Below are 25,339 nucleotides of genomic sequence, written 5' to 3' on the forward strand. Positions count from 1 at the left end.
TGAATTAATGGAAATTTCACGTCTAAAATTATTATTACTATTTTTTTGTATCACATGTGTAAGTTTTTCTCAAAAGTATGAACTGGGTAAAGTTACTGTAGAAGAGTTAGAGCAAACGTTTCATCCAACTGATACAAGCGCTGCTGCTGCTGTCATATTTAAAAAAGGTATGACATCATTTAGATCGGGTATGACATCTGATTGGACTTTAGATACAGATGTATCTTATCGCATAAAAATTTATAAAAAAGAAGGATTGAAATATGCAGATCAAAGTTTTTCTATGTATGTAGGAGGAACAACAAATGAAAAAATTTTGATAACAGATGCTTACACGTTTAATTTAGTAGATGGTAAAATTGTTAAGACGAAATTAAAAAGCGAAGGAGAGTTTGTTGAAAAAATTAATAAAAATTGGAATGTAAAGAAAATTACTTTTCCACAAGTTAAAGAAGGTTCAATTATAGAATTTAAAGTCCAAAAAACTTCTCCTTATATTAGTGTAATTGACGATTTTTATTTCCAAAGTGATATTCCAATAAATTATGTTGAGTATATTGTAAGTATTCCTAGTTATTTTAAGTTCAATACAATTTTTACAGGGTACGAAAGAATTTCTCATAGTAATCAAGTAGAAAGGCAAGTTTATAGTGCATCAAATGTTCCAGCGCTTAAAGGTGAAGATTATGTAATAAATACGGATAATTATACAACAATTTTAAAATTAGAATTATCCTCTGTTCAATACCCAGGACAATCTCAAGTAAATTTATCTGTAACATGGGATGATATAGTTAAGAATATTTTTGAAAATGAAAATTTTGGAAGTGAGATTGCTAAAAATGATTATTTTAAATCAGAAATTGATGAGCTTTTAAAAAGTACCACAAGTAAAGAAGAAAAAATAATTGCCATTTATGAATTTGTTAAAAACAAGATGACTTGGAATAATAAATTAGGGATATATACCTCTGATGGTGTTCGTAAAGCATTTAAGCAAAATGAAGGAAATGTAGCTGAAATAAATTTAATGCTTATATCGATGTTAAAATACGCAGGTATTGATGCAAGTCCACTATTAATAAGTACAAGATCAAACGGAATAGCAGTTTTTCCAAATAGAACTGCATATAATTATGTTGTAGCAGCTGTGGAAACAAAAGACAATATTATTTTTCTTGACGCAACAGAGAAAAATTTGCTACCAGGTATGCTGCCTTTACGTGCATTAAACTGGGTTGGAAGAATCATTAGAAATTATGGTAGTTCTGCATCAGTAAATCTTTTAAACGTAACTCATTCTAAAGAAAATAATATTTTAATGGCGGAAATTACAGAGGAAGGGAAAATAAAAGGCAAGTATAGAAAGCAATTTTCTGATTATTATGCTTATTTGTTTAGGAATGGAAATGCAAAATTATCTAAAGAAAGTTATATCGAAAAAGTTGAAAAAGAGAAAATAGGATTTGAAATTGAAGACTATAAAGTTGAAAATGTTAATGATTATTCAAAAAATATTGTAGAAACTTTTGAGTTTTATGATAATAACTCAATTGAAGTAATTGGGAATAAGATTTATGTAACTCCTTTTTTGTTTTTGACAGAAAAAGAAAATCCATTTAAAGCAGAATATAGAAAATTCCCAGTAGACTTTAATTTTCCTATTAAAGATAATTATAACATTAATATTAAAATTCCAGAAGGTTATGAAGTTGAGTTTCTTCCTGAGCCTATATCAATGACTATGATTGAAAATTTTGGAACTTTTAAGTTTAATATTTCTAATAACGGAAACCAAATCCAAGTTGTATCAAATTTTGATATTAATACTTTTATGATTCCAGCTAATCATTATGGAGCATTAAGAGAGTTTTATGAAATGATGGTAAATAAACATTTGGAAAAAATCATATTAAAAAAGAAATCATAATATGAATATAAAAAACGCCCAACAAGAAGTAGATACTTGGATTAAAGAACACGGAGTTCGTTATTTTAATGAATTGACCAATATGGCCCAACTAACAGAGGAAGTTGGTGAAGTTGCCCGAATTATTGCGCGTCGGTATGGCGAACAGTCTGAGAAAGAAAGTGATAAGAATAAAGACTTAGGCGAAGAACTAGCCGATGTTGTTTTTGTGGTTTTATGTCTTGCCAATCAAACAGGAGTGGATTTACAAGCCGCATTTGACAAAAAAATGGATGTAAAAACCAAACGCGATCACGACCGTCATCACACCAATGATAAATTGAAATAAAGTAAAAGCTCAGAATGAGATTTTGGGTTGAACTTTACTTTTACCCATTACCAATAACCCATTACCCAAAATTATGAACTGGATTTTACTAATTATAGCAGGATTATTTGAAGTAGCATTTGCCACTTGTTTGGGGAAAGCAAAAGAAGCCTCTGGAACTATGGTATGGTTTTGGTATACGGGTTTTTTGATTTGCCTTTCCATTAGTATGCTATTATTAGTAAAAGTGACCAAAGAATTACCTATCGGAACCGCTTATGCAGTTTGGACAGGAATTGGTGCAGTAGGAAGTGTTTTAGTAGGAATCTTTGTTTTCAAAGAACCGGCAACATTTTGGAGAGTATTTTTCATTACTACTTTAATTTTATCTATCATTGGACTAAAAATAGTAACCAAATAATGGATTTACATTTAGAAAAGTCAAAAGTCAAAAGTCAAAAGTCAAAAGTTGAAGTTACCGGTAGCAAATCGGAGACCAATAGATTGTTATTACTACAAGCTTTATTTCCTAATTTAGTCTTGGAAAACACATCCAATTCCGATGACTCCGAAGTAATGCAAAAAGCATTAACTATCACCCATCACCCATCACCCATCACCCAAAAAATAGACGTTCACCACGCCGGAACCGCCATGCGATTTCTTACCGCTTTTTTCGCTATTCAAGAAGGTAAAGAAGTTGTTTTAACAGGTTCATCAAGAATGAAAGAACGACCGATTAAAATTTTGGTCAATGCATTGAATCAGTTAGGAGCTGAAATCACTTACGAAGAAAACGAAGGCTTTCCACCAATCCGAATAAAAGGAGAAAAGTTAACAGAAAATAAAGTATCTCTTCCTGCAAATGTAAGTAGCCAATATATTTCAGCGTTACTTTTAATCGCACCAAAATTAAATAATGGACTAGAATTAACATTGGAAGGAGAAATCACTTCTGTGCCATACATCAAAATGACCTTGGCTTTATTAGAAGAAATTGGTATAAAAACTTCTTTTAAAAATAACACAATCAAGGTCACCCATCACCCATCACCCATCACCCAACACCCAATAACAATTGAATCCGATTGGTCATCTGCTTCCTATTGGTATTCCATCATCGCTTTGTCAGAAGTTGGAACCCAAATCACACTTTCAAGTTATAAAAAAAACAGTTTGCAAGGGGATAGTGCTTTGGTAGCAATTTATAAAAACTTTGGAGTTGAAACAGTTTTCAATAGTAACGAAATAACTATACATAAAGTTGAGAACTTTAAACCTAAAACTTTAAACTTTAAACTAAACAATGCCCCCGACATCGCTCAAACCATCGCGGTAACCTGTTTTGGATTAGGAATTGGTTGCGATTTATCCGGTTTACACACTTTAAAAATCAAAGAAACTGATAGACTTGAAGCTCTAAAAACCGAACTAACAAAATTAGGCGCTGAAATTTCAGTAACTAATGATTCTTTACATTTGAAACCTCACGATTTATTTAAAAGTGGAAATTCCCATCCTTTGGAGGGGTGTCCGAAGGACGGGGTGGCTACCTATCAAGATCATCGTATGGCAATGGCTTTTGCACCATTAGCATTGAAAGTTCCTTTGGTTATTAATAATGCTGAAGTAGTTTCAAAATCGTATCCTGACTTTTGGAAAGATTTAGAACAGTTCGGATTCATAATTAAAATAGCATAGTTCATTGGATTTACTAGGTTTATTAAAATTAAATCAAAATAAATCACATTTTACTTGACAACCCCTATTTTCACATTGTATATTTGCAATCGTTTTTGGTAAGACAAACGTCTTAATACTAAAATCTTAATACTTAATACTAAACTATGAAATTATCTCATTTTCAATTTAATCTTCCTGAAGAATTATTAGCAGAATTTCCTGCTGAAAACCGTGACGAATCACGTTTAATGGTGATTCACAGAAAAACGGGATTAATTGAGCACAAATTATTTAAAGACGTATTGGAATATTTCAATGAAGGTGATGTAATGGTGTTGAATAATACGAAAGTTTTTCCAGCGCGTTTGTATGGAAATAAAGAAAAAACAGGTGCTCGCATCGAGGTTTTTTTATTAAGAGAATTGAATGCAGAACAACGTTTGTGGGATGTTTTAGTAGATCCAGCTCGTAAAATTCGTATTGGAAACAAATTATACTTTGGAGACGATGATTCATTAGTAGCTGAAGTAATTGATAATACCACTTCTCGTGGAAGAACGTTACGTTTTTTATATGATGGTTCTTACGAAGAATTCAGAATTAAATTAACAGAACTAGGCGAAACGCCAATTCCAAAATACATTAACAGAGAAGTTACACCAGAAGATGCTGAGCGTTACCAAACGATTTATGCAAAAGAAGAAGGAGCAGTAGCAGCACCAACTGCTGGATTACACTTTTCAAAGCATTTATTGAAGCGTTTAGAAATCAAAGGAGTTGATTTTGCAGAAGTAACGTTACACGTTGGTTTAGGAACTTTTAACCCAGTTGAGGTGGAAGATTTGTCTAAACACAAAATGGATTCTGAGGAAATGATTATCACCCAAGAAGCTTGTGATATTGTTAATAAAGCAAAAGTTAAAAAGAATAAAGTTTGTTGCGTTGGAACAACTTCTATGCGTGCCATGGAAAGTTCGGTTTCTTCACAAAGAACATTGAATCCATACACAGGTTGGACAAACAAGTTCATTTATCCTCCATACGATTTTAGTATTGCAGATGCTATGATTACCAATTTCCACACGCCAAAATCTACTTTGTTAATGATGATTTCTGCATTTTGCGGTCATGACTTAATGAAAAAAGCGTATGCGGAAGCAATAGAACAAAAATATAAATTCTATTCTTATGGTGATGCCATGTTGATTTTGTAATAACATTATATAAGTTTTAAATCCCAGTTTTTGCTGGGATTTTTTGTTTCTGAAATCCAAAATACTTCCTTTTTTGTTTTTGTAAGCTTGTATCTTTTAACTATTTTTACAAACGAAATAATCCAAACGCCATGATTTTTGAAAATTCAAAAGAATTCGCCCAAAGTTTAGATGCTAAAGACGAATTAAGAAAATATAGAGAGGAATTTATTTTTCCTAAAGTAAATGGAAAACAAGTCATTTATTTTACAGGAAATTCTCTTGGATTACAACCCAAAAGAACAAAAACTTACGTAGATGAAGTCATGAGTGACTGGGCTAATTTAGCAGTAGAAGGTCATTTTTATGCCGATAAACCTTGGTGGGATTATCACGAAAGATTTGCGCTACCTTTAAGCGAAATCGTTGGTGCAAAACCTTCAGAAATCACTGTAATGAATACCCTTACAGTGAATTTACACTTGTTAATGGTTTCTTTTTACAGACCAACAACCAAAAAATTTAAAATCATTTGCGAAGAAAAAGCCTTCCCAAGTGACCAATACATGTTCCAAAGTCAAGTTGATTTTCATTCTAAAACAGTTGGCTTTAATCCTAAAGAAGCAATTGTAGAAATCAAAAGAAGAGAAGGCGAACACAATATTCGGCTAGAAGATATTTTGTCTAAAATTGAAGAAGTTGGTGAAGAATTGGCTTTGGTGTTAATTGGAGGTGTAAATTACTATACCGGACAAGTTTTTGATATGAAAACCATTACAGAGGCAGGGCACAAACAAGGCGCTTATGTAGGTTGGGATTTAGCGCATGCCGCTGGAAATGTAAAATTGCACTTAAATGATTGGAAAGTAGATTTCGCCGCTTGGTGTAGTTATAAATACATGAATTCTGGACCTGGAAATGCGTCTGGTTGTTTTGTACACGAAATGCATCACAATGATACTGAGTTGCCAAGATTCGCTGGTTGGTGGGGACATAACAAAGAGCGACGTTTTAAAATGGAACCGCAATTTGATCCTGTTCGTGGCGCAGATGGTTGGCAAATTAGTAATCTTCCCATTTTGTCATTAGCACCTTATCTGGCATCTGTTGAAATGTTTGCGGAAGTTGGTATGGATAAGTTAATTGCCAAAAGAAACCTAATCACGGCTTATCTAGAATTCATACTACATGAAATCGACAAAGAAATTGATGGAACAGAATTCGAAATTATCACACCTAGTAATCAAGAAGAAAGAGCTTGTCAATTATCCGTATTTCTTCATGGTCAAGGTAGAGCATTGTTTGAGTATTTAATGAAAAATGGTGTAATTACCGATTGGAGAGAACCAAACGTAATTCGTTTAGCACCAGCTCCTTTTTATTGTTCTTTCGAAGACATGTATGAATTCGGACAAATATTGAAAAAAGGAATTTTAGGAAAATAGAAATATTGAGTTTTATAGAAAAGAGAGTTGAACCTAATACGTTCAACTTTTTTATTTTATTCGTATCTTTGTAAGAATAAACCTTTAAGTCATGACAAAACAAGATATCATCAATACTTTCGACCCTTCGCAACCAGGATTGGCAGAAGCAACTATTTTTGGTTTGCCATTTTCGGCAGAACAAAGCGAAATTATTGTAATTCCAGTGCCTTGGGAAGTAACAGTAAGTTATGGTTCAGGAGCATCTAAAGGTCCTGATGCCGTTATGGAAGCTTCATTCCAAGTGGATTTACACCATCAAGAGTTTCCTGAGTTATGGAAATTAGGCATTTTCATGGATGAAGCACCAAAGAAACTAAAGAAAAATTCTAAGAAATATAAAAAACAAGCGGCACCTATTATTGAGGCATTGGAGAAAGGTAAAATCTTAGATCATCATCCTTCGATGCTTCAAGATTTGGAAAAAATCAATTATGCGTGTTCTGATATGGTGGAAGCTGTTCGTGAGCAAACGCTAAATTGGATGAACAAAGGAAAAAAAGTAGTTCTTTTAGGAGGAGATCACTCAACACCATTAGGATATTACCAAGCCTTAGCAACCAAATACGACAACTTCGGAATCTTGCATTTAGATGCGCACATGGATTTACGAATTGCTTATGAAGGATTCACGTATTCACACGCTTCTATTATGTATAATGCGTTACAAATTCCGCAAATTTCTAAGATTGTACAAGTTGGAATTCGTGATTTTTGTGAGCAGGAAGTAGAAGTAGCTTTGAGAGATAGAGTTTTAGTGCACACCGATAGCGATCTAAAACAAGAAGTTTTCGAAGGCAAAACGTGGCAACAACAATGCGACCAAATCATCGCTTCGTTACCAGAAAAGGTTTGTATTTCTTTTGATATTGACGGCATGTATCCTTGGTATTGCCCCAATACAGGAACTCCAGTTCCGGGCGGATTTTCATTTGAGCAAGCCGCGTATTTGTTCAGTCGCTTAGCAGAAACCAATAAAGAAATCATCGGATTTGATTTAGTAGAAGTAGCACCAGGCGATGACGATTGGGACGGAAACGTAGGCGCAAGAATGTTGTTTCACATGTGTGGCGCTTTTGCTAAATCTCAAAAAATGAATGTAGGGGATAAGATTCAGTTTAATAAGTAAAATTTAATTTATCACAATAAGAAATTGGACTTGTTTTGGTTTCTTATTGTGGTTGAATGCCTAGTATTTTGAAGATAGAAGTCACAAATGATAATTGAAGCAGAATTAATAAGTCAACCATATTCAGGAGAATACTCCGAAAGAGTTTACGACAATGAAAGCGTATGGAATTCACAAAGTTGGACTTATGTTAAATTCACAGATGAAGACTGTTTTGAATGGTGTGGACAGTTTCGTGGTTCACCAAAAAAAGTTGCTATTTCTAAACCTAATAACACCATTTTGGTTTTAACTTCTGACTATTTGTTTCAAATTGACTTACAAACTGGAAATTTGACAGATTTAGAAAATCAACCACTATATAAAAATTTGACTGTTGCACCAAATGGTGATTTTATTCTTGCAGATAACTCTAATTTTGAAAAAATTACAACATTTATAAAAGTTAAAGAACCAATTGAAAGTCCTATAGAAATGGATATGATTGAATTTCAAAAATGGAATAATACAAAACTCGAATTTATCTGTGAAGAATTTTTAAATTGGGAGAGACATTTATCTATGATTTACGATAGTGAAACAAATAAAATAGAAATAATAGAAGATAAACAAATCTAATTAAATCAATCACAAACTATTTCACAAACTCCCCAAATCCTCCAAAATAGAAATTGCTTTTTCTTTCGTTGTAGCTAATTCTTCAGGTTTCATTTTTCTTAGTAAGGCTAACATCATGCTCATTCTTTGATTATTGGCAAAATGCTGCTTTTTCTCGTCCAAAAAATGCCAATACAAACTGTTAAACGGACAAGCTTTTTCGCCCAATTTCTCTTTTGCGTTGTAATGGCAACTACCACAATAATTACTCATTTTATTAATGTAACTTCCCGAAGAAACATAAGGTTTCGTAGCCACAATGCCGCCATCAGCATATTGACTCATGCCTCGAGTATTTGGCATTTCTACCCATTCAATCGCATCAATGTAAACGCCTAAATACCAAGCGTCAACTTCATCAGGATGTAATTGCGCTAACAAAGAAAAATTGCCAATAACCATCAAACGTTGAATATGATGCGCATACGCTTCCGATAAACTTTGGGAAATCGAATGTTGTAGGCATTTCATCTTAGTTTTTCCGGTCCAAAAGAAATCGGGTAGTGGATTGTAGTTTTCTAAGGCGTTCATTTGGGCATAATTGGGCATTTCTTTCCAATAAATTCCTCTAACATATTCGCGCCAACCAATAATTTGTCGCACAAAACCTTCTACTTGTGCCAATTCAATCGTTTCTTGATTTTGGTAATAGTACGAAATCACTGCATCAACCACTTCTTTCGGACTAATCATTTTGGAATTCATAGCAAAAGACAAACGCGAATGAAACAGAAATTTATGTCCAGAAAACAACGAATCTTGATACGTTCCAAAATGCGCCAACAAATGCGCACAGAAATAGTCAATCAATTGCAAACTTTCGTTTCTTGAAGTTGGCCAATTGAAATTTTCGACATCAATACTTCCAAAAGTTTCAATGTTTTGCGCTTCAATTTCGGTAATAATTTCACTCACTTTTTTATGAAATTCCAAAGGAAACGGAATCGGAACTTCGTTTTTATATTGATTACGGTTGTTGTGATCAAAGTTCCATTTTCCGTCTAACGGTTGATCGCCGACCATCAAAACATCGTGTTTTTTTCGCATCATACGATAGAAACTTTCCATCAAAAGTTGCTTTTTGCCTTTGAAAAAATCCGCTAGTTCATTTCTAGAAGTATAAAAATGTTCAGAATCCACTATTTTTGTTGGAATAGCAAGTTTTTCACAAATGGATTTCAATTGTTCATCCAAACGATATTCATCAGGTAATTGGTATTCAAATTGCTCGATTTTATGTTCTTCAACCAAATCCAAAATTAATTGTTCCAAATTCTGAGGATTATTGGCATCCGAAATTGTATAATAAACCACTTGATGACCTCGTTTTGTCAATTCCTCTGAAAAATTTCGCATGGAAAGAAAAAACGCCACAACTTTTTGAATATGATGTTTCACATAATCCGTTTCCTGACGCATTTCTGCCATCACATATATCACATTCGGATTGACTTCATCAAACCAAGAATGTTCCGAATTGAGTTGGTCGCCCAAAAGTAATCGTAATATTTTCATTTAAAATAATTCAGGAATTAACCACATTTTTTGAAATTTTCCGTCGCCATCATACATTTCTGCTTGACGTTTGATGTTGAATTTTCTGTCTCTTGGATCGTTGCCAACACCAGCGTTGTACATCCAATTGCCGTAATTGCTGTGAACATCGTAATCAATCAACATGCTTTCAAAATAAGCAGCGCCAATACGCCAATCTTGTTCCCATTCTTTTGCCCAATAACTCGCTACATTTTGACGGCCGCGATTGCTCATCCAACCTGTTTTTTGCAGCTCAATCATGTTGGCATTTACAAAATGTTCTGGCGTGGTGCCGTTTGTCCATTGGTTGAAAGCTTTTGTATTTTGGTTCCAATCGTATTCTTTTTGTAAAATACCGTTCAACTGGAAAATTTTATTTCCGTGTTTTAGCGAAATGTATTTGAAATAGTCGCGCCAAATCAACTCGAAAATTAACCAATACGTATCTTCGTTTTTGACTACTTTTTTCTCAAATTGTTGCACTTCCCAATAAATCATGCGCGCCGAAATACTTCCGTTTGCCAACCAAGCCGAAAGTTTTGAACTGTAGTCTTTTCCCACCAAACCATTTCGTGTTTTTTTGTAAACAGAAAGTTTTTTAGTATCCCAAAAATAGTCTTTGATTCGTTTTTTCGCTTGATTTTCGCCACCTTTAAATGGGAATGCGGTTTTGTTTGGTTGCTTAAACACATCAAATCCTAAATCTTCTAAAGTTGGAGTATTAGTTTTTTCTTCAATTACATTAGCAATCGGTTTTGCTGAGATGGAAACGGTTGGTCGCACTCGAATTTTCTTTTCCAATTGCTTTCTGAATTCTGTAAAAACTTCTGGAATTTTCTCCCAATCTTCATACGGCACATCATCAGGATGAAATAGAAATTGGTCGTAATACGTTTTCCAATTCACCGCTGGAATCAAATTTCGCACTTCGGTTTCAACATCAACTTCTTCTTGTGTCAATTCGTTTTGGATGTAAATCGAATTAATTTGATATTTAGCCGCTATTTCAGGAATCAATTGTTCTGGATAACCGTAATAAATTAATAATGTGATTTTTTTCTCAGCTAAATTTTCTTGTAATTCGGTTAAGGTTTCCAGAAGAAATTGAGTTCTAAATTTTTCTGTTTTCTTGAATCCATATTGTGTAGTTTCGAAATGTCTTGGATCTAGGCAATAAATTCCAATTACTTTTTCATTTTCCCTACAGGCATTGTACAACGAATGATTGTCAATCGTGCGCAAATCGTTTCTAAACCATACTAATCCATTCATATTCTTTTCTTTTGCTCGCAAAGACGCTAAGTCGCGAAGGTTTATTTTTAAACATATAAGTCACATAAGTTTTTTTAGTGGAATAACTTTGTGAAAAAAGTTCATAAAAGATTTTAAATATTTCTCTTATTTTTCAAATCTGTGTTCCGAATATCCGAAAATCCGATAATCAATTCTTATTTTTTCTGCATTTATCACTACAATACACAACTTCTTCCCAGTTTTTCTCCCATTTTTTGCGCCATGAAAACGGACGTTGACAGGTTTTACAGGTTTTTTCGGGAAGATTTACTTTTTTATGTGCCATTATAGCATCGAAGTGGTTGGTTTATCTGGTCGCGCATAATGAAATCGGTCTGCTAATTTTGGAACGGCATAACCATCTAAACCATTAATTGCTACTACATTCCCTCTGTCTAACTGCATCCAATTATCATCATGAAATAGTTTTTTATCAGCATAAATAGTCTCAACCGAAGCGATGATGTGAATACAGTCGTTTTCTTCAATTTTGTATTCGTTCACATATTTACAAAGTAATTGCACCGGACTTCCTTTTACGAAAGGTGCTTTGTGATTATCATTAAACTCAGGTTCTAAATTGGTTTTGTCAAATTCTGAAATGTGTTCGTCATAACTTGAAGATGTATGATGCGCATCAGCAATCATGTCTTCGGTAATGTGGTTTACAGTAAAGAATCCGGATTCTTTTATGTTTTTATAAGTGTCTCTTGGAACCGTTGTAGGTCTCAAAATGAATCCCAATAAAGGTGGTTCGCTCCCTAAATGCGTAACGCTGCTAAAAATGGCAACATTTAAAGTGCCATTTTCAGAACAAGTTCCTATTAAGTTAGCCGATTTATAACCTGTAACACAATTAACCAAGTTCAATCTAGGAACTTTCGATATTTGTGATAAATCCTCTTTAGTAATCTTTCTCATAGCAATTTTTATTCAAAGATACATTTTTGTTTAATAAAAATTAAAAACAATTAAACAAAATTTAATTTCTAAAGAGAAAAATCTAATAAAATTGAGGCTTAGAAATTTATTATTACGTATTTTTGTAGTCCAAATTTTTTATAAAATCTTCATGCAAACGCCACAAAAAATTGCTGTTGTAGGTTCTGGATTAGTAGGAACTTTATTGGCAATCTATTTAAAAAGAGCCGGACACACCGTTCATGTTTACGACAGAAGTCCTGATATAAGAACGGTTGAATTTTCGGGTCGTTCCATTAATTTGGTGATGTCAAATCGCGGTTGGAAAGCATTGGAAGATATTGGTTTGGATGATGAAATTCGAAAAATAGGAATTCCAGTTGATAAAAGAGCCATTCATTTGCAAGATGGAAAACTGAATTATCAAAATTATGGAAAAGAAGGCGAAGCAATTTTTTCTTTATCAAGAGGCATTTTGAATAGAAAGATGGTGGATTTAGCAGAAGCTAAAGGTGTAGCGTTTTTCTTCGAACGTAAAATTTGGGATGTAACCTTAGCCACCGCATCTTTGTGGGAAGGCGAAACCGAGCAAGGCGATTGGACGGAATTAAAATACGACAAAGTTTTTGGAGCGGATGGTGCTTTTTCGAGAATAAGACACAGAATGCAACGTCAATCTATGTTTGATTATTCACAAGAATTCATGGAAATTGGTTACAAAGAATTGCATATTCCTGCGAATGCTGATAGTTCTCCAAAAATTGATATTCATTCCTTACACATTTGGCCCAGAGGAAATTTCATGTTGATGGGATTGGCTAACCTTGATAATTCGTTCACTTGTACTTTATTTATGCCAATTGAAGGTGATAATTCTTTTGAATCTTTAAAAGACGAAACTACTTTAGTTGACTTTTTTGCGAAATATTTCCCTGATACCAAAGAAGTGATTCCAGATTTAGTGCGCGATTTCTTTAAAAATCCAACAAGTTATTTGGCAATAATGAAATGTTTTCCTTGGACATTTGAAGATAAAGTCGCTTTAATTGGCGATTCAGCTCATGCGATTGTGCCTTTTTACGGTCACGGAATGAATGCCGGTTTTGAAGATATTACCATTTTAAATGAAATGATGCAACAATACGGCGACGATTGGAACCAAATTTTCAAAGCCTACGAAATATCAAGAAAACCAAATGCGGATGCTATTGCTGAACTTTCCAGAAGAAATTTTGAAGAAATGAGCAACAAAACCGCGGATGAAAAATTCTTGTTGCAAAAGAAAATCGAAAAATGGTTTTCTGATAAACATCCTGATAAATGGATGCCACTTTATAGCAGAGTAACGTTTAGTTTACAACCGTATTCAGAAGCTATGGCAATTGGTGATTTTCAAAATGAAATCATGCAAGAAGTTTTGAAAATGGATAATATTCAGGAAAATTGGAATTCTGAATTAGTAGAAAATAAGATTTTAGAATTATTAAAATAAAAAAGAGGTTTAATCTTCTCTATTCACCATTTCCATACTAAAAGCTGGCGTACAAATCGCCAAATACTCACAAATTTCATCAAACGGATTGGAATATTGAACACGCGTATTTCTCTCAATTTTAATCGATTGACCTGTTTCTAAAACTACAGTTTCGCCCTCAATAATGAACTGCTTTTTTCCTTTGATGATATACGTATATTCATCAAATTTAGGTGTTTGAAAAGGTTCGCTCCAACCTGGTGGTGCAATCATATGAGCAATTGAAATCGCGGAATTATTCGTAGTTGCTAATCCGTGATGTTCTTCAATTAATTTACCATCAGTCGTTGGAACCACAAACGGTTCTTTTTGGATAAAATATTTTTTCATTTTCATTTTTTCTTTATAAATATTTTCAAAAATAATAAATGTAAAGCATAGAAAAGAAATTCGTACAACTATTTTATCTCCCAACTTCATCATCCATCAGCCAACACCCAACATCTATTTTCTAACCTCTAACTTCTAACTTCTTAAATGAAATCGTATCTTTGCTCACTATTTTATTAGAAAATGTTACAGAAAGAAATACAATTGGCAGTAGAAAAAGGGGAAATGTTACCTCTAATGGAAGAATTTTACACCATTCAGGGCGAAGGTTTTCATACTGGAACCGCTGCTTATTTCATCAGAATTGGTGGTTGCGACGTAGGTTGCCACTGGTGTGATGTGAAAGAAAGTTGGAATGCGGAATTGCATCCACCAACAAAAACCGATATTATTGTTGCCAATGCCAAAAAATACGCTGATACCGTTGTAGTTACTGGTGGCGAGCCTTTAACTTGGGATATGTCGTTATTGACTTCTAAACTAAAAGAGCAAAATCTAAAAGTACATATTGAAACTTCAGGAGCTTATGAAGTTACAGGAACTTGGGATTGGTTTTGTTTATCGCCAAAGAAAAACAAATTACCGGTTCAAAGTGCGTATAATATTGCCGATGAATTAAAAGTAATCATCTACAACAAGCACGATTTTATTTTTGCCGAAGAACAGGCGGCTAAAGTAAATCCAAACGCCATTTTATTCCTACAACCCGAATGGAGTAAAAAAGAAGAAATGACACCGTTAATTGTGGATTATGTAATGAACAACCCAAAGTGGCGCGTTTCTTTACAAACGCATAAATATTTGAATATTCCTTAAATACATGAAGAAGTTTTTACTGATAATTGGATTTGTTTTGTTTTCTAATATAGGTTTTTCTCAAATTGGAGGAGAAGATGAAGTGTATTTAGGAGGCGATTTTATTGATGCTAAATTTCAAAATGGCGGATTAGAAAAGTTTTACGATTATATCATAAAGAATTTTGACACCAAAACTGTTGAAAAAAGCGGACAAATTATTTTTGAGTTCACAATAAATCAAAATGGTGAAGTAAAAAACATTAAAATACTTAGAGATTTAGGGACAAACTCTGCAATGGAATTAATTCGCGTACTTCGTGAATCTCCAAAATGGCAACCTGCATCGAGAGGAGGAAAACCAGTTAGTGTCAATTTAAAAATGCCATTGACTTTTAAGTAATTTGTCTTTTTTATTTTTTTAATTAATTTTTTTACTTTTGCCAGTAACTTCTTAAAATTAAATTATGAAAAAAATTATTTTCACACTTACACTTTTTGTTGCCACTAACTTTGTCATGGCTCAAGATGCATTTAAAGCTGATGTAGAAAAAGTTATTGAAATGTCTGGGGCAAACACATCAATGGACGCTGTAAAAAAACAAGTACTCGGAATGATCCCAGAAAGCAAACATGCAGAATTTTTAAAAGAATTTGATGTAGTAATCAATTCAATTAATGAAGAGCAAGTGAAGAATTTCATGGAAGTTTATACGCACGATGATATAAAAGAAATGATTAAATTTTATAGCACGCTAACAGGTAAAAAAATCAAAGAAAAAGCTGGAATTTTAGCCGAAAAAAACATGGCAATGCAACAAACCATTGGAATGCAACTACAAGGCATCATGATGAAATACATGCAATAAAACTGAGTTTAGAAAAAAATAAATCCCAAATTCCACATGAAAAATCAATTGGAATTTGGGATTTTTTTATTGGAATTTAATAAGTAAGTTTTGCCAAGTAATCAAAATGTTTTCCTTCTAAAATCAATTCACATGTTAAGCCATTCGCAATTGCTGCATTTTGTAGCGTGTTATAATCCAAATATAACCAATCAAAAGTGTCTTCAGTTTCTCCTTTATATTGAATAGTGAACGTTAATTCGCCATAATAACCATTCGCTGGAACTTCATAAGCACCATCTTCGTCTTGGTCGTACATATAAATTAAGTCCGAACTATCAATCAAAATTTGTCCGCCTTCGTTTAAAAGTGATTTTAATTTTTGTAAAAATTTGGAAACATGAATCATTTTTCCGAAAATTCCAGTTCCATTCATTAAAAGTAAAATGGTATCAAATTTTTCTGAAGCATCTAAATCCAAAACATCCGAAACTTTACAGTTTTTCAAACCTCTTAACTCACAAGCTTTTATCGCGTTTTCCGAAATATCAATTGCGGTTACATCTAATCCTTTTTCTTGCAAATACAAAGCGTGACTTCCCGCGCCGCAGCCTACGTCTAAGACTTTTCCTTTCGCTAATTGTAACGCTTTTTGCTCCAATTTTGGCATGTTTTTAAAATCACGAAACAAATATGCAACACTCATTTCATCGGCTTCCGAAATAGAAGTTTCTGTAATTAAATCTTCAGGAGAATTATTGGTTTGGTAATCTAAAATGGCTTTTCCGAAAAGGTCTTTCATTTCTTTTTGTTTAAAGTTTCAGGTTTTTTTAGTTTCAAGTTCTTAACTTTGTGGTCCAACTTGAAACTTGAAACTTGAAACCAAAAATCGACGAACTCGGAAAACTTGCCAAAGATACGCATATCGAAACCAAAAAGTATTTTGACAAGCTAAAAAAGAAAACACCCAAGAATTTGGATTATGTAATGCAAGAGTTGCACGATGCCGAATTCAAAAAAACGGATTGTTTGGAGTGTGCCAATTGTTGCAAAACAACTGGACCTTTGTTTACTTCGGCTGATATTGAACGAATTTCGAAAAGTTTCCGTCAAAAACCACAACAATTTATCGACCAATATCTTCGTATTGATGAAGATAACGATTATGTATTGAAAAGTGTGCCATGTGCGTTTTTAGATAGCGACAACAAATGTTTCATCTACGATGTGCGTCCAAAAGCCTGCCGAGAATTCCCTCACACCGATAGAAAGAAATTCAATCAAATCACCGATTTAACGTTACTAAATGTAGCGATTTGTCCAGCAGCTTATAATATTGTGGAGAAAATGAAGGAGAAGTTGCCTCTCTAAAGAGTGTTCAGTGTTCAGTTGAAAGTGTTCAGTCTTTTCGCAATTTTGAAATACTAATTACTTGACTACTTTTTTAAGTTCAATTTTTTCTTCTCCTAAAATAAAACTTTCAAATTCATCTCTATTATTTGAATATTTAGTGAGTATTAAATTTCCATTTTGTTTTTGATACTTCCAAATTCCATTATTAGTTTGAATTATATGGTTATCATAATATGAATTGGTTCCTAATCTTGGAATAACATTGTAACTACTAAATTTTTCAAAATTTTCAACTCCGCTATTTTCATTAAAATGAATAATTGTGTTTTTGTATTTGTATTTTCCTGTAATTATTGATTTGTTTAAATATTCAGACAGAATAATACTATTAATTCCTTTATTGTCAATTATTTTTTCAAGGTTTGGAAGTTTTTGATATTCAAAAATTTCTGTCTTATTGCCCATTTGAGTTTTTAAACAAATAATAGAACTGTTATTTTGTTTTTGATAAACCTTAAAATTGTTTTCAAGTTCAATAGTGTCTTTTGTTTTGTTTAATTTATATTTATATTCTTTTCCCCAAGTTTCCACAGTTCCAAATATTTTTACTTTGTCTTTGTTAATTTTTAGTAAAAATGTTTCTATGTAATCTGAATTTGTGTTTTCGGACTGAAAATATTCTGTCAATCCATAACAACCGTTTAGTTTGATTTCGCTATTGATTTTATTTTCACAATTGTATAAAAATAGAGTTAAAGCTATAAATATGTATAGTTGTAATGTTTTAATCGTTCTCATAATTTTCTTCTATTCATAAATCAAATACTTCGCTCTCACTTCCTTAAACTGTTCCAAACCTTCTTGCCAAGTTTTTCTAATTTCTTTTTCGGTCATTCCAGCTTCAATTTGTTCGCGGAGTTTTTTGGTTCCGGCTAATTTGGTAAAGAAATCAGTAAAGAAAACGGTTTTATCGGCTGTGTTTTCATAGGCTTTCAATAGCCATTTTAATTCCAATCGGTGTACTTTTCTAATTTCGGTTAAATCTTCACCAAAACAAACTTTTCCATTATGAACTGGGTCTTTTGCGCCAAAATTCGGTTTCGGAGTAAAGCTAAAATCAAATTCACTTTCAGGTAAAAAAGGCGAACCGTAAATTTGGAATTGCTTTTCGGTACCACGACCTAAACTTACATTCGTACCTTCAAAAAAGCACAAACTTGCATATAAATTAATCGATTGATCGTTTGGTAAGTTTGGCGAAGGCTTCACAGGTAAACTATATTTCATGTCATGCGAATAGTTCAAACAGGGAATTACCGTCAAATCACATTTTAACTCAAGTCCTGAGCTTGTCGAAGGGTTTAACCACTTTTCGCCATTAATCATTTTGGCATATTCACCAATCGTCATGCCATGCAAAACCGGAATTTCATGCATCCCAACAAAACTGGTATGTTCCTTCTCTAAAATCGGACCATCAATAATAGTTCCATTCGGATTGGGTCGGTCTAAAACTAAAAGCGGAATATTGTTTTCCGCACAAGATTCCATCACATAATGCAATGAAGATATATAAGTGTAAAATCGCGCACCCACATCTTGCAAATCGAAAACCAAGATGTCAATTCCTTCTAATTGCTCAGGTTTTGGCTTTTTGTTGTTTCCGTAAAGGGAAATAATCGGCAAATTTGTTTTGGTGTCTTTTCCGTCCACGATTAATTCGCCAGCATCAGCCGTTCCTCTAAAACCATGTTCTGGAGCATAAATTTTCTGAAGATTAATGTTTTGTTCTAATAGAAAGTCAACCAAATGCTTCTCTTTCGAAAGAATTCCCGTTTGATTGGTAACAATCCCAACGCGTTTATCTTTCAATAACGGCAAATAACTTTCAAAGTTTTCGGCACCTGTTTTGAATTTTCTATCTTTTGTATTGGTACTCGAAGGAAGCGGTTTTTTATCCGTATTTGAAACTACATTGTTTTTAGTTGTTGAACATCCAACTAAAATTAATAGTAAAGAAATAAATAAAAACGTATTTTTGAACTCAATTTTCATATTAGAATATCTTGAATTTAGAATATTTCATAGCCAAACGACTAATTGCTGCTAAAAGCTATAAAAGTAGTATTTCTTCGCCAATTATAAAAATTGCCATTGTTGCTATTGCATTAGGCATTATTATGATGTTGGTTTCCGTGGCTACTGGCGTTGGACTCCAAAATAAAATTCGCGAAAAAGTAGCTGCTTTTAATGGTCATGTTATTATTTCAAACTACGACGACAACCAATCACAAGTAAATACCGTGCCAATTTCAACCGAACAAGATTTTTATCCCAAATTTACTTCGGTTCCAGCAGTAGAGCATATTCAAGCAGTTGCCAACAAAACAGGAATGATTCGCACAGAAGAAACAGTAGAAGGTGTTTTATTCAAAGGTGTTGGTGTTGAATATCGCTGGAATAACTTAAAAGAATACCTTGTTAAAGGAAGAATCCCAAATATTGCCAATAAAAGAACAGACGAAGTTTTAATTTCCGAATTTCTTGCCAATCGCTTACAATTAACCATTCAAGACACCTGCCGAACGTATTTTATCAAAGATAGTGGTTCGGGCTATAATTTGAGAAGTTTTGTAATCGTTGGAATTTTCAATTCAGGTTTTCAAGAATTCGATGCGAATTATGTAATCGGCGATTTACGTCACATCCAACAAATCAACAAATGGAAGCCAACAGAAGTTGGTGCTTTCGAAGTATTCATCAAAGATTTCAACCTAATCGAAACAGCCGGACAAGCCATTTACAAAGAAATTCCACCTACATATAATAGTATAACCATTCAAGAAAAATATTTCAGCATTTTCGAATGGCTCAAACTTTTTGATTTCAACATCATTATTATATTAGTAGTGATGATAATTGTCGCCACTATTAATATGATAGTAGCTTTGTTGGTGTTAATTCTCGAGCGTACACAAATGATTGGAATTCTAAAAGCACTCGGCGCCAACAATTGGAACATCAGAAAAATTTTCTTGTACAATGCTTCTTATTTAATACTAAGAGGACTTTTCTGGGGCAACGCCATCGGAATCGGATTACTATTCATCCAAAAATATTTCGAAATCATCAAACTTCCACCCGAAAGCTATTACGTAACAGTAGCCCCAGTCGACATCAATCCTATTACAATAATCGCTTTAAACCTGGGTACTATATTAATTTGTTTATTAGTTTTACTAGTGCCATCTTATATTATTACCAAGATTTCTCCAGTAAAAGCCATTAAGTTTAATTAGAAGCAGCCGTTTCGCATTCCATAAAAACTTTTGGTCCCGCTGTCCACTCTATCTTTTACAAACCTGACAGGTTTATAAAAGGATGCTGTTCCCATAGGGGCTAGTCAAGACGCCCAGCATTCCATAAAACTATCCCATTTCTAATTATCGTATCATTCCGAGTTTACGAGGAATCTCCTACGAAGTGGGCTAACATTTGAGCGAAGCGAAAATAATTGCCCTTGCATTTGAATTTGTTCTTGTCCCTAAGCTTCGGGATTGTTTTTGTTCTTGTCATTCCGCAGATTAGGAATCTCCTGCGTAGCAGGCGCATGTTTTGAGCGCAGCGAAAAACCACACTTATATATTATGTGGAATTAATTCCCTCTTCGAAGGGGGTTAGGGGGATGTTTCGTTAAGTGTGTCTACTTACTAACCACTTTTATGAACTTTACCTATTATTATTATATATAAGTAACAAAAACTTTTATGACTTATATGTTTAACAAACAAATATACAATAAGATGTGTTCCTCCTAATCGGAAGGGCTAGGGGGGATGTTACAAGTATATCAACCCACAACCCGCAAAAAAAACCTTCGCGTCTTCGTGCCTTTGTGGCAAACACTAAAAAAACTTTCCTATATTAAATCCTTGTTATCAACAAGTTAAGAAAAGTATCAAAAAAAAGAAAAAAAAAGATTGCAAAAGCCTTGCGAGTAAAGAAAAGAGTATTACTTTTGCACCCGCATTAAAGCAGAAGTTCACACACAAACTGGAGAGTTAAACAAGTCTAAAAAACTTTAAAAAAAGTTGAAAAAAGATTTGGATAATAAAAAGTAAAGGTAGTATCTTTGCCGACCCGAAACTAAGGAATTGGGGAGTGCAGGTTCTTAAAAATGTTGGGTAAGTGGTTTAGGAAAAATAATCAAAAAATTTTTTCAAAAAAGCTTGCTAGATTAAAAAAGAGTTGTACTTTTGCACCCGCTAACTGAAACAGTAGCGAACAAAAACAGAATGACACGTTCATAGACATATTGGATTGACAGCACGATTTGCAGCAATGTAAATCGAAAAATTAAGAGAGAGTAAGGCTTTTAAGAATTAAAGAATGAACCTAGCCTTTATCGTACAATATTTAAAAACTACGATGAAGAGTTTGATCCTGGCTCAGGATGAACGCTAGCGGCAGGCCTAACACATGCAAGTCGAGGGGTAGAGGAAGCTTGCTTCCTTGAGACCGGCGCACGGGTGCGTAACGCGTATGCAATCTACCTTATACAGAGGGATAGCCCAGAGAAATTTGGATTAATACCTCATAGTATTACTGAGTGGCATCACTTGGTAATTAAAGTTCCAACGGTATAAGATGAGCATGCGTCCCATTAGTTAGTTGGTAAGGTAACGGCTTACCAAGACAATGATGGGTAGGGGTCCTGAGAGGGAGATCCCCCACACTGGTACTGAGACACGGACCAGACTCCTACGGGAGGCAGCAGTGAGGAATATTGGGCAATGGAGGCAACTCTGACCCAGCCATGCCGCGTGCAGGAAGACGGTCCTATGGATTGTAAACTGCTTTTATACAGGAAGAAACCTCCCTACGTGTAGGGACTTGACGGTACTGTAGGAATAAGGATCGGCTAACTCCGTGCCAGCAGCCGCGGTAATACGGAGGATCCAAGCGTTATCCGGAATCATTGGGTTTAAAGGGTCCGTAGGCGGCCTTATAAGTCAGTGGTGAAATCTCCTAGCTCAACTAGGAAACTGCCATTGATACTGTAGGGCTTGAATTTTGGTGAAGTAACTAGAATATGTAGTGTAGCGGTGAAATGCTTAGATATTACATGGAATACCAATTGCGAAGGCAGGTTACTAACCAACGATTGACGCTGATGGACGAAAGCGTGGGGAGCGAACAGGATTAGATACCCTGGTAGTCCACGCCGTAAACGATGGATACTAGCTGTTTGGTTTTCGGACTGAGTGGCTAAGCGAAAGTGATAAGTATCCCACCTGGGGAGTACGCACGCAAGTGTGAAACTCAAAGGAATTGACGGGGGCCCGCACAAGCGGTGGAGCATGTGGTTTAATTCGATGATACGCGAGGAACCTTACCAGGGCTTAAATGGGAGACGACAGCTTAGGAAACTAGGCCTTCTTCGGACGTCTTTCAAGGTGCTGCATGGTTGTCGTCAGCTCGTGCCGTGAGGTGTCAGGTTAAGTCCTATAACGAGCGCAACCCCTGTCGTTAGTTGCCAGCGAGTCATGTCGGGAACTCTAACGAGACTGCCGGTGCAAACCGTGAGGAAGGTGGGGATGACGTCAAATCATCACGGCCCTTACGTCCTGGGCCACACACGTGCTACAATGGCCGGTACAGAGAGCAGCTACTAGGTGACTAGATGCGAATCTTCAAAACCGGTCTCAGTTCGGATCGGAGTCTGCAACTCGACTCCGTGAAGCTGGAATCGCTAGTAATCGGATATCAGCCATGATCCGGTGAATACGTTCCCGGGCCTTGTACACACCGCCCGTCAAGCCATGGAAGCTGGGGGTGCCTGAAGTCGGTGACCGCAAGGAGCTGCCTAGGGTAAAACTGGTAACTAGGGCTAAGTCGTAACAAGGTAGCCGTACCGGAAGGTGCGGCTGGAACACCTCCTTTCTAGAGAAATGATAGAGATAGGTTCTTTATCTTCTAGGTTTTACTCTCGCTGTTAATTCAAATAATACAAGTTACAATACAGAGTCTCGTAGCTCAGCTGGTTAGAGTACTACACTGATAATGTAGGGGTCCCCAGTTCGAGTCTGGGCGGGACTACTGATTATAACTAAGGAAATTCTAGGGGTTAGCTAACCGTTTAAGTTACTGTTAACTGCAAACTGTTAACTGCCGACTGAAAAACGGGGGATTAGCTCAGCTGGCTAGAGCGCCTGCCTTGCACGCAGGAGGTCATCGGTTCGACTCCGATATTCTCCACTATTCGCTAAAGCGAAAAAAGTTCATTGACATATTGAGAAAAGCAAATATTTAAAAAGTAGAAAATACATTAAATGCGTAATTTATTGCGTATTTATATAGAAAGTCCTATTTATATTTATATGAATAGGCGGCACATAAGCAAAATAAGGGCGTATGGGGGATGCCTTGGCTCTCAGAGGCGATGAAAGGCGTGATAAGCTGCGAAAAGCTACGGGGATTGGCACACACGAATTGATCCGTAGATACCTGAATGGGGCAACCCGGCATGTTGAAGACATGTCACTCCGATAGGAGAGCAAACCCGCTGAACTGAAACATCTAAGTAGGCGGAGGAGAAGAAAACAAAAGTGATTCCGTAAGTAGTGGCGAGCGAACGCGGATTAGCCCAAACCAGAGTTGTTACGGCAATTTTGGGGTTGTAGGACCACGATATTCGATGCGGATTGAACCGGAATTACCTGGAAAGGTAAACCAAAGAGGGTGATAGTCCTGTATGGGTAAGAGAAGATATCGATAGTGGTATCCTGAGTAGGGCGGGGCACGTGAAACCCTGTCTGAATCTGGCGGGACCATCCGCTAAGGCTAAATACTCCTGAGAGACCGATAGTGAACCAGTACCGTGAGGGAAAGGTGAAAAGAACCGTGAATAACGGAGTGAAATAGATCCTGAAACCATACGCTTACAAGCGGTCGGAGCCCTTTCGTGGGGTGACGGCGTGCCTTTTGCATAATGAGCCTACGAGTTACCGTTGCTGGCAAGGATAAGTGATTAAGTCATGGATCCGTAGCGAAAGCGAGTCTGAATAGGGCGCCATAGTCAGTAATGGTAGACGCGAAACCGTGTGATCTACCCATGGGCAGGATGAAGCTGTGGTAACACATAGTGGAGGTCCGAACCGGTTGACGTTGAAAAGTCTTCGGATGACCTGTGGGTAGGGGTGAAAGGCCAATCAAACTCGGAAATAGCTCGTACTCCCCGAAATGCATTTAGGTGCAGCGCTGGGTATAAGTTATATAGAGGTAGAGCTACTGATTGGATGCGGGGGCTTCACCGCCTACCAATTCCTGACAAACTCCGAATGCTATATAATGTTTACCAGCAGTGAGGGCATGGGTGCTAAGGTCCATGTCCGAGAGGGAAAGAACCCAGACCATCAGCTAAGGTCCCCAAATGTATGCTAAGTTGAAAAAACGCGGTTTGTCTGCATTGACAGCTAGGATGTTGGCTTGGAAGCAGCCATTCATTTAAAGAGTGCGTAACAGCTCACTAGTCGAGCGGACGAGCATGGATAATAATCGGGCATAAGCATACTACCGAAGCTATGGATTTTACGTTAAGTAAAGTGGTAGGGGAGCATTCTAAACTGGGTCGAAGGTGTGATGCGAGTCATGCTGGACTGTTTAGAAAAGAAAATGTAGGCATAAGTAACGATAATGCGGGCGAGAAACCCGCACACCGAAAAACTAAGGTTTCCACAGCTATGCTAATCAGCTGTGGGTTAGTCGGGTCCTAAGGCGAACCCGAAAGGGACAGTCGATGGCCAACGGGTTAATATTCCCGTACTACTTATAATTGTGATGGAATGACGGAGTGATGAAAGCACCGCGAACTGACGGAATAGTTCGTTGAAGTACTTAGCTATAAGATCTATAGGCAAATCCGTAGATTTTGGTGAAATACGATAGTACTCTGAGGCTTCGGCCAAGGGGATAGTGTGCCTAAGGGCTTCCAAGAAAAGTTTCTAAACTTAGATTATAAGTACCCGTACCGTAAACCGACACAGGTAGTTGAGGAGAGAATCCTAAGGTGCTCGAGAGATTCATGGCTAAGGAATTAGGCAAAATAGACCTGTAACTTCGGGAGAAAGGTCGCCAGCAGCAATGCTGGCCGCAGTGAAAAGGTCCAGGCGACTGTTTATCAAAAACACAGGGCTCTGCAAAATCGTAAGATGAAGTATAGGGCCTGACACCTGCCCGGTGCTGGAAGGTTAAGAGGAGATGTTATCTTCGGAGAAGCATTGAATTGAAGCCCCAGTAAACGGCGGCCGTAACTATAACGGTCCTAAGGTAGCGAAATTCCTTGTC

Annotated in this window: 22 protein-coding genes, 2 tRNA genes and 2 rRNA genes; 18 read left to right on the forward strand and 8 right to left on the reverse strand. The window is 35.7% G+C overall.

The window, feature by feature from the left end; translation table 11 throughout:
• The first annotated feature begins 7 nt into the window (after positions 1–7).
• The 8 genes from DPN68_RS07210 (at position 8) to DPN68_RS07245 (ending at position 8,344) form a co-directional block, all read left to right on the forward strand.
• Positions 8–1,930, forward strand: a complete 1,923-nt coding sequence (locus tag DPN68_RS07210; protein WP_113988980.1) for a DUF3857 domain-containing protein — start codon at positions 8–10, stop codon at positions 1,928–1,930.
• Between the two features lies 1 nt (position 1,931).
• Positions 1,932–2,258 carry a nucleotide pyrophosphohydrolase gene (locus tag DPN68_RS07215; protein ID WP_113988981.1) on the forward strand — a complete coding sequence of 109 codons (327 nt, stop codon included), beginning with the start codon at positions 1,932–1,934 and terminating at the stop codon, positions 2,256–2,258.
• 73 nt (positions 2,259–2,331) lie between these two features.
• Positions 2,332–2,658, forward strand: a complete 327-nt coding sequence (locus DPN68_RS07220) for a DMT family transporter (RefSeq protein ID WP_113988982.1) — start codon at positions 2,332–2,334, stop codon at positions 2,656–2,658.
• Positions 2,658–3,938: a 3-phosphoshikimate 1-carboxyvinyltransferase gene (gene aroA, locus DPN68_RS07225; protein WP_113988983.1), complete on the forward strand. Its 1,281-nt coding sequence runs from the start codon at positions 2,658–2,660 to the stop codon at positions 3,936–3,938. Before DPN68_RS07220 ends, aroA begins: the two co-directional genes overlap by 1 nt.
• Before the next feature lie 146 nt (positions 3,939–4,084).
• Positions 4,085–5,134 carry a tRNA preQ1(34) S-adenosylmethionine ribosyltransferase-isomerase QueA gene (gene queA, locus DPN68_RS07230; RefSeq protein ID WP_113988984.1) on the forward strand — a complete coding sequence of 350 codons (1,050 nt, stop codon included), beginning with the start codon at positions 4,085–4,087 and terminating at the stop codon, positions 5,132–5,134.
• Positions 5,135–5,265: 131 nt separating this feature from the next.
• The gene (kynU, locus tag DPN68_RS07235; RefSeq protein ID WP_113988985.1) at positions 5,266–6,558 is read left to right on the forward strand and encodes a kynureninase; all 1,293 of its coding nucleotides are present in this window, start codon (positions 5,266–5,268) and stop codon (positions 6,556–6,558) included.
• 91 nt (positions 6,559–6,649) lie between these two features.
• Positions 6,650–7,726: an agmatinase family protein gene (locus DPN68_RS07240; RefSeq protein WP_113988986.1), complete on the forward strand. Its 1,077-nt coding sequence runs from the start codon at positions 6,650–6,652 to the stop codon at positions 7,724–7,726.
• Positions 7,727–7,813: 87 nt separating this feature from the next.
• Positions 7,814–8,344 (forward strand): hypothetical protein, encoded by a 531-nt coding sequence (locus tag DPN68_RS07245; protein WP_193477855.1) that lies wholly within the window; start codon positions 7,814–7,816, stop codon positions 8,342–8,344.
• A gap of 21 nt (positions 8,345–8,365) precedes the next feature.
• On the opposite strand, the gene DPN68_RS07250 is transcribed toward DPN68_RS07245, so the two are convergent.
• From DPN68_RS07250 to DPN68_RS07265, 4 genes are all read right to left on the reverse strand, one after another.
• The gene (locus DPN68_RS07250; protein ID WP_113988987.1) at positions 8,366–9,898 is read right to left on the reverse strand and encodes a cryptochrome/photolyase family protein; all 1,533 of its coding nucleotides are present in this window, start codon (positions 9,896–9,898) and stop codon (positions 8,366–8,368) included.
• The gene (locus DPN68_RS07255; RefSeq protein WP_113988988.1) at positions 9,899–11,191 is read right to left on the reverse strand and encodes a DASH family cryptochrome; all 1,293 of its coding nucleotides are present in this window, start codon (positions 11,189–11,191) and stop codon (positions 9,899–9,901) included.
• Between the two features lie 169 nt (positions 11,192–11,360).
• Positions 11,361–11,498, reverse strand: coding sequence for a DUF2256 domain-containing protein (locus DPN68_RS07260; protein WP_113988989.1), 138 nt, complete (start codon positions 11,496–11,498; stop codon positions 11,361–11,363).
• Complete coding sequence (locus DPN68_RS07265) at positions 11,498–12,133, reverse strand: flavin reductase family protein (protein WP_113988990.1); 636 nt, start codon at positions 12,131–12,133, stop codon at positions 11,498–11,500. Before DPN68_RS07265 ends, DPN68_RS07260 begins: the two co-directional genes overlap by 1 nt.
• Before the next feature lie 151 nt (positions 12,134–12,284).
• Here DPN68_RS07265 and DPN68_RS07270 point away from each other — a divergent pair, with 151 nt between their 5' ends.
• Complete coding sequence (locus tag DPN68_RS07270; protein WP_113988991.1) at positions 12,285–13,625, forward strand: FAD-dependent oxidoreductase; 1,341 nt, start codon at positions 12,285–12,287, stop codon at positions 13,623–13,625.
• Between the two features lie 9 nt (positions 13,626–13,634).
• On the opposite strand, the gene DPN68_RS07275 is transcribed toward DPN68_RS07270, so the two are convergent.
• A complete protein-coding gene (locus DPN68_RS07275; protein ID WP_113989005.1) occupies positions 13,635–13,997 on the reverse strand; it encodes a cupin domain-containing protein in 363 nt (120 codons plus the stop codon).
• Between the two features lie 183 nt (positions 13,998–14,180).
• Here DPN68_RS07275 and DPN68_RS07280 point away from each other — a divergent pair, with 183 nt between their 5' ends.
• The 3 genes from DPN68_RS07280 to DPN68_RS07290 all read left to right on the forward strand — a co-directional run bounded on the left by DPN68_RS07280 (position 14,181) and on the right by DPN68_RS07290 (position 15,661).
• Positions 14,181–14,813 carry a 7-carboxy-7-deazaguanine synthase QueE gene (locus tag DPN68_RS07280; RefSeq protein WP_113988992.1) on the forward strand — a complete coding sequence of 211 codons (633 nt, stop codon included), beginning with the start codon at positions 14,181–14,183 and terminating at the stop codon, positions 14,811–14,813.
• A gap of 4 nt (positions 14,814–14,817) precedes the next feature.
• The gene (locus DPN68_RS07285; RefSeq protein WP_113988993.1) at positions 14,818–15,195 is read left to right on the forward strand and encodes an energy transducer TonB; all 378 of its coding nucleotides are present in this window, start codon (positions 14,818–14,820) and stop codon (positions 15,193–15,195) included.
• A 64-nt stretch (positions 15,196–15,259) separates the two neighbouring features.
• Positions 15,260–15,661 (forward strand): DUF2059 domain-containing protein, encoded by a 402-nt coding sequence (locus DPN68_RS07290; RefSeq protein ID WP_113988994.1) that lies wholly within the window; start codon positions 15,260–15,262, stop codon positions 15,659–15,661.
• A gap of 76 nt (positions 15,662–15,737) precedes the next feature.
• Here the strand turns inward: DPN68_RS07290 and DPN68_RS07295 are convergent, their stop codons facing one another.
• Complete coding sequence (locus DPN68_RS07295; RefSeq protein ID WP_113988995.1) at positions 15,738–16,442, reverse strand: class I SAM-dependent methyltransferase; 705 nt, start codon at positions 16,440–16,442, stop codon at positions 15,738–15,740.
• Positions 16,443–16,516: 74 nt separating this feature from the next.
• Here DPN68_RS07295 and DPN68_RS07300 point away from each other — a divergent pair, with 74 nt between their 5' ends.
• Positions 16,517–17,011: a YkgJ family cysteine cluster protein gene (locus DPN68_RS07300; RefSeq protein ID WP_113988996.1), complete on the forward strand. Its 495-nt coding sequence runs from the start codon at positions 16,517–16,519 to the stop codon at positions 17,009–17,011.
• Positions 17,012–17,068: 57 nt separating this feature from the next.
• Here DPN68_RS07300 and DPN68_RS07305 read toward each other — a convergent pair whose 3' ends face one another.
• Positions 17,069–17,791 (reverse strand): hypothetical protein, encoded by a 723-nt coding sequence (locus DPN68_RS07305; RefSeq protein ID WP_113988997.1) that lies wholly within the window; start codon positions 17,789–17,791, stop codon positions 17,069–17,071.
• Positions 17,792–17,800: 9 nt separating this feature from the next.
• Positions 17,801–19,048, reverse strand: coding sequence for an exo-beta-N-acetylmuramidase NamZ family protein (locus DPN68_RS07310; RefSeq protein WP_113988998.1), 1,248 nt, complete (start codon positions 19,046–19,048; stop codon positions 17,801–17,803).
• 11 nt (positions 19,049–19,059) lie between these two features.
• Here DPN68_RS07310 and DPN68_RS07315 point away from each other — a divergent pair, with 11 nt between their 5' ends.
• The 5 genes from DPN68_RS07315 to DPN68_RS07335 all read left to right on the forward strand — a co-directional run.
• On the forward strand, positions 19,060–20,292 hold the full coding sequence (locus DPN68_RS07315; RefSeq protein ID WP_113988999.1) for an ABC transporter permease: 1,233 nt from the start codon (positions 19,060–19,062) through the stop codon (positions 20,290–20,292).
• Between the two features lie 1,126 nt (positions 20,293–21,418).
• Positions 21,419–22,936, forward strand: a 16S ribosomal RNA gene (locus tag DPN68_RS07320).
• An 82-nt stretch (positions 22,937–23,018) separates the two neighbouring features.
• Positions 23,019–23,092 (forward strand) — tRNA-Ile (locus DPN68_RS07325).
• 85 nt (positions 23,093–23,177) lie between these two features.
• Positions 23,178–23,251 (forward strand) — tRNA-Ala (locus DPN68_RS07330).
• Between the two features lie 136 nt (positions 23,252–23,387).
• Positions 23,388–25,339, forward strand: a 23S ribosomal RNA gene (locus tag DPN68_RS07335); the annotation flags it as partial.

The organism is Flavobacterium tibetense (assembly GCF_003293845.1).
Lineage (GTDB): Bacteria > Bacteroidota > Bacteroidia > Flavobacteriales > Flavobacteriaceae > Flavobacterium > Flavobacterium tibetense.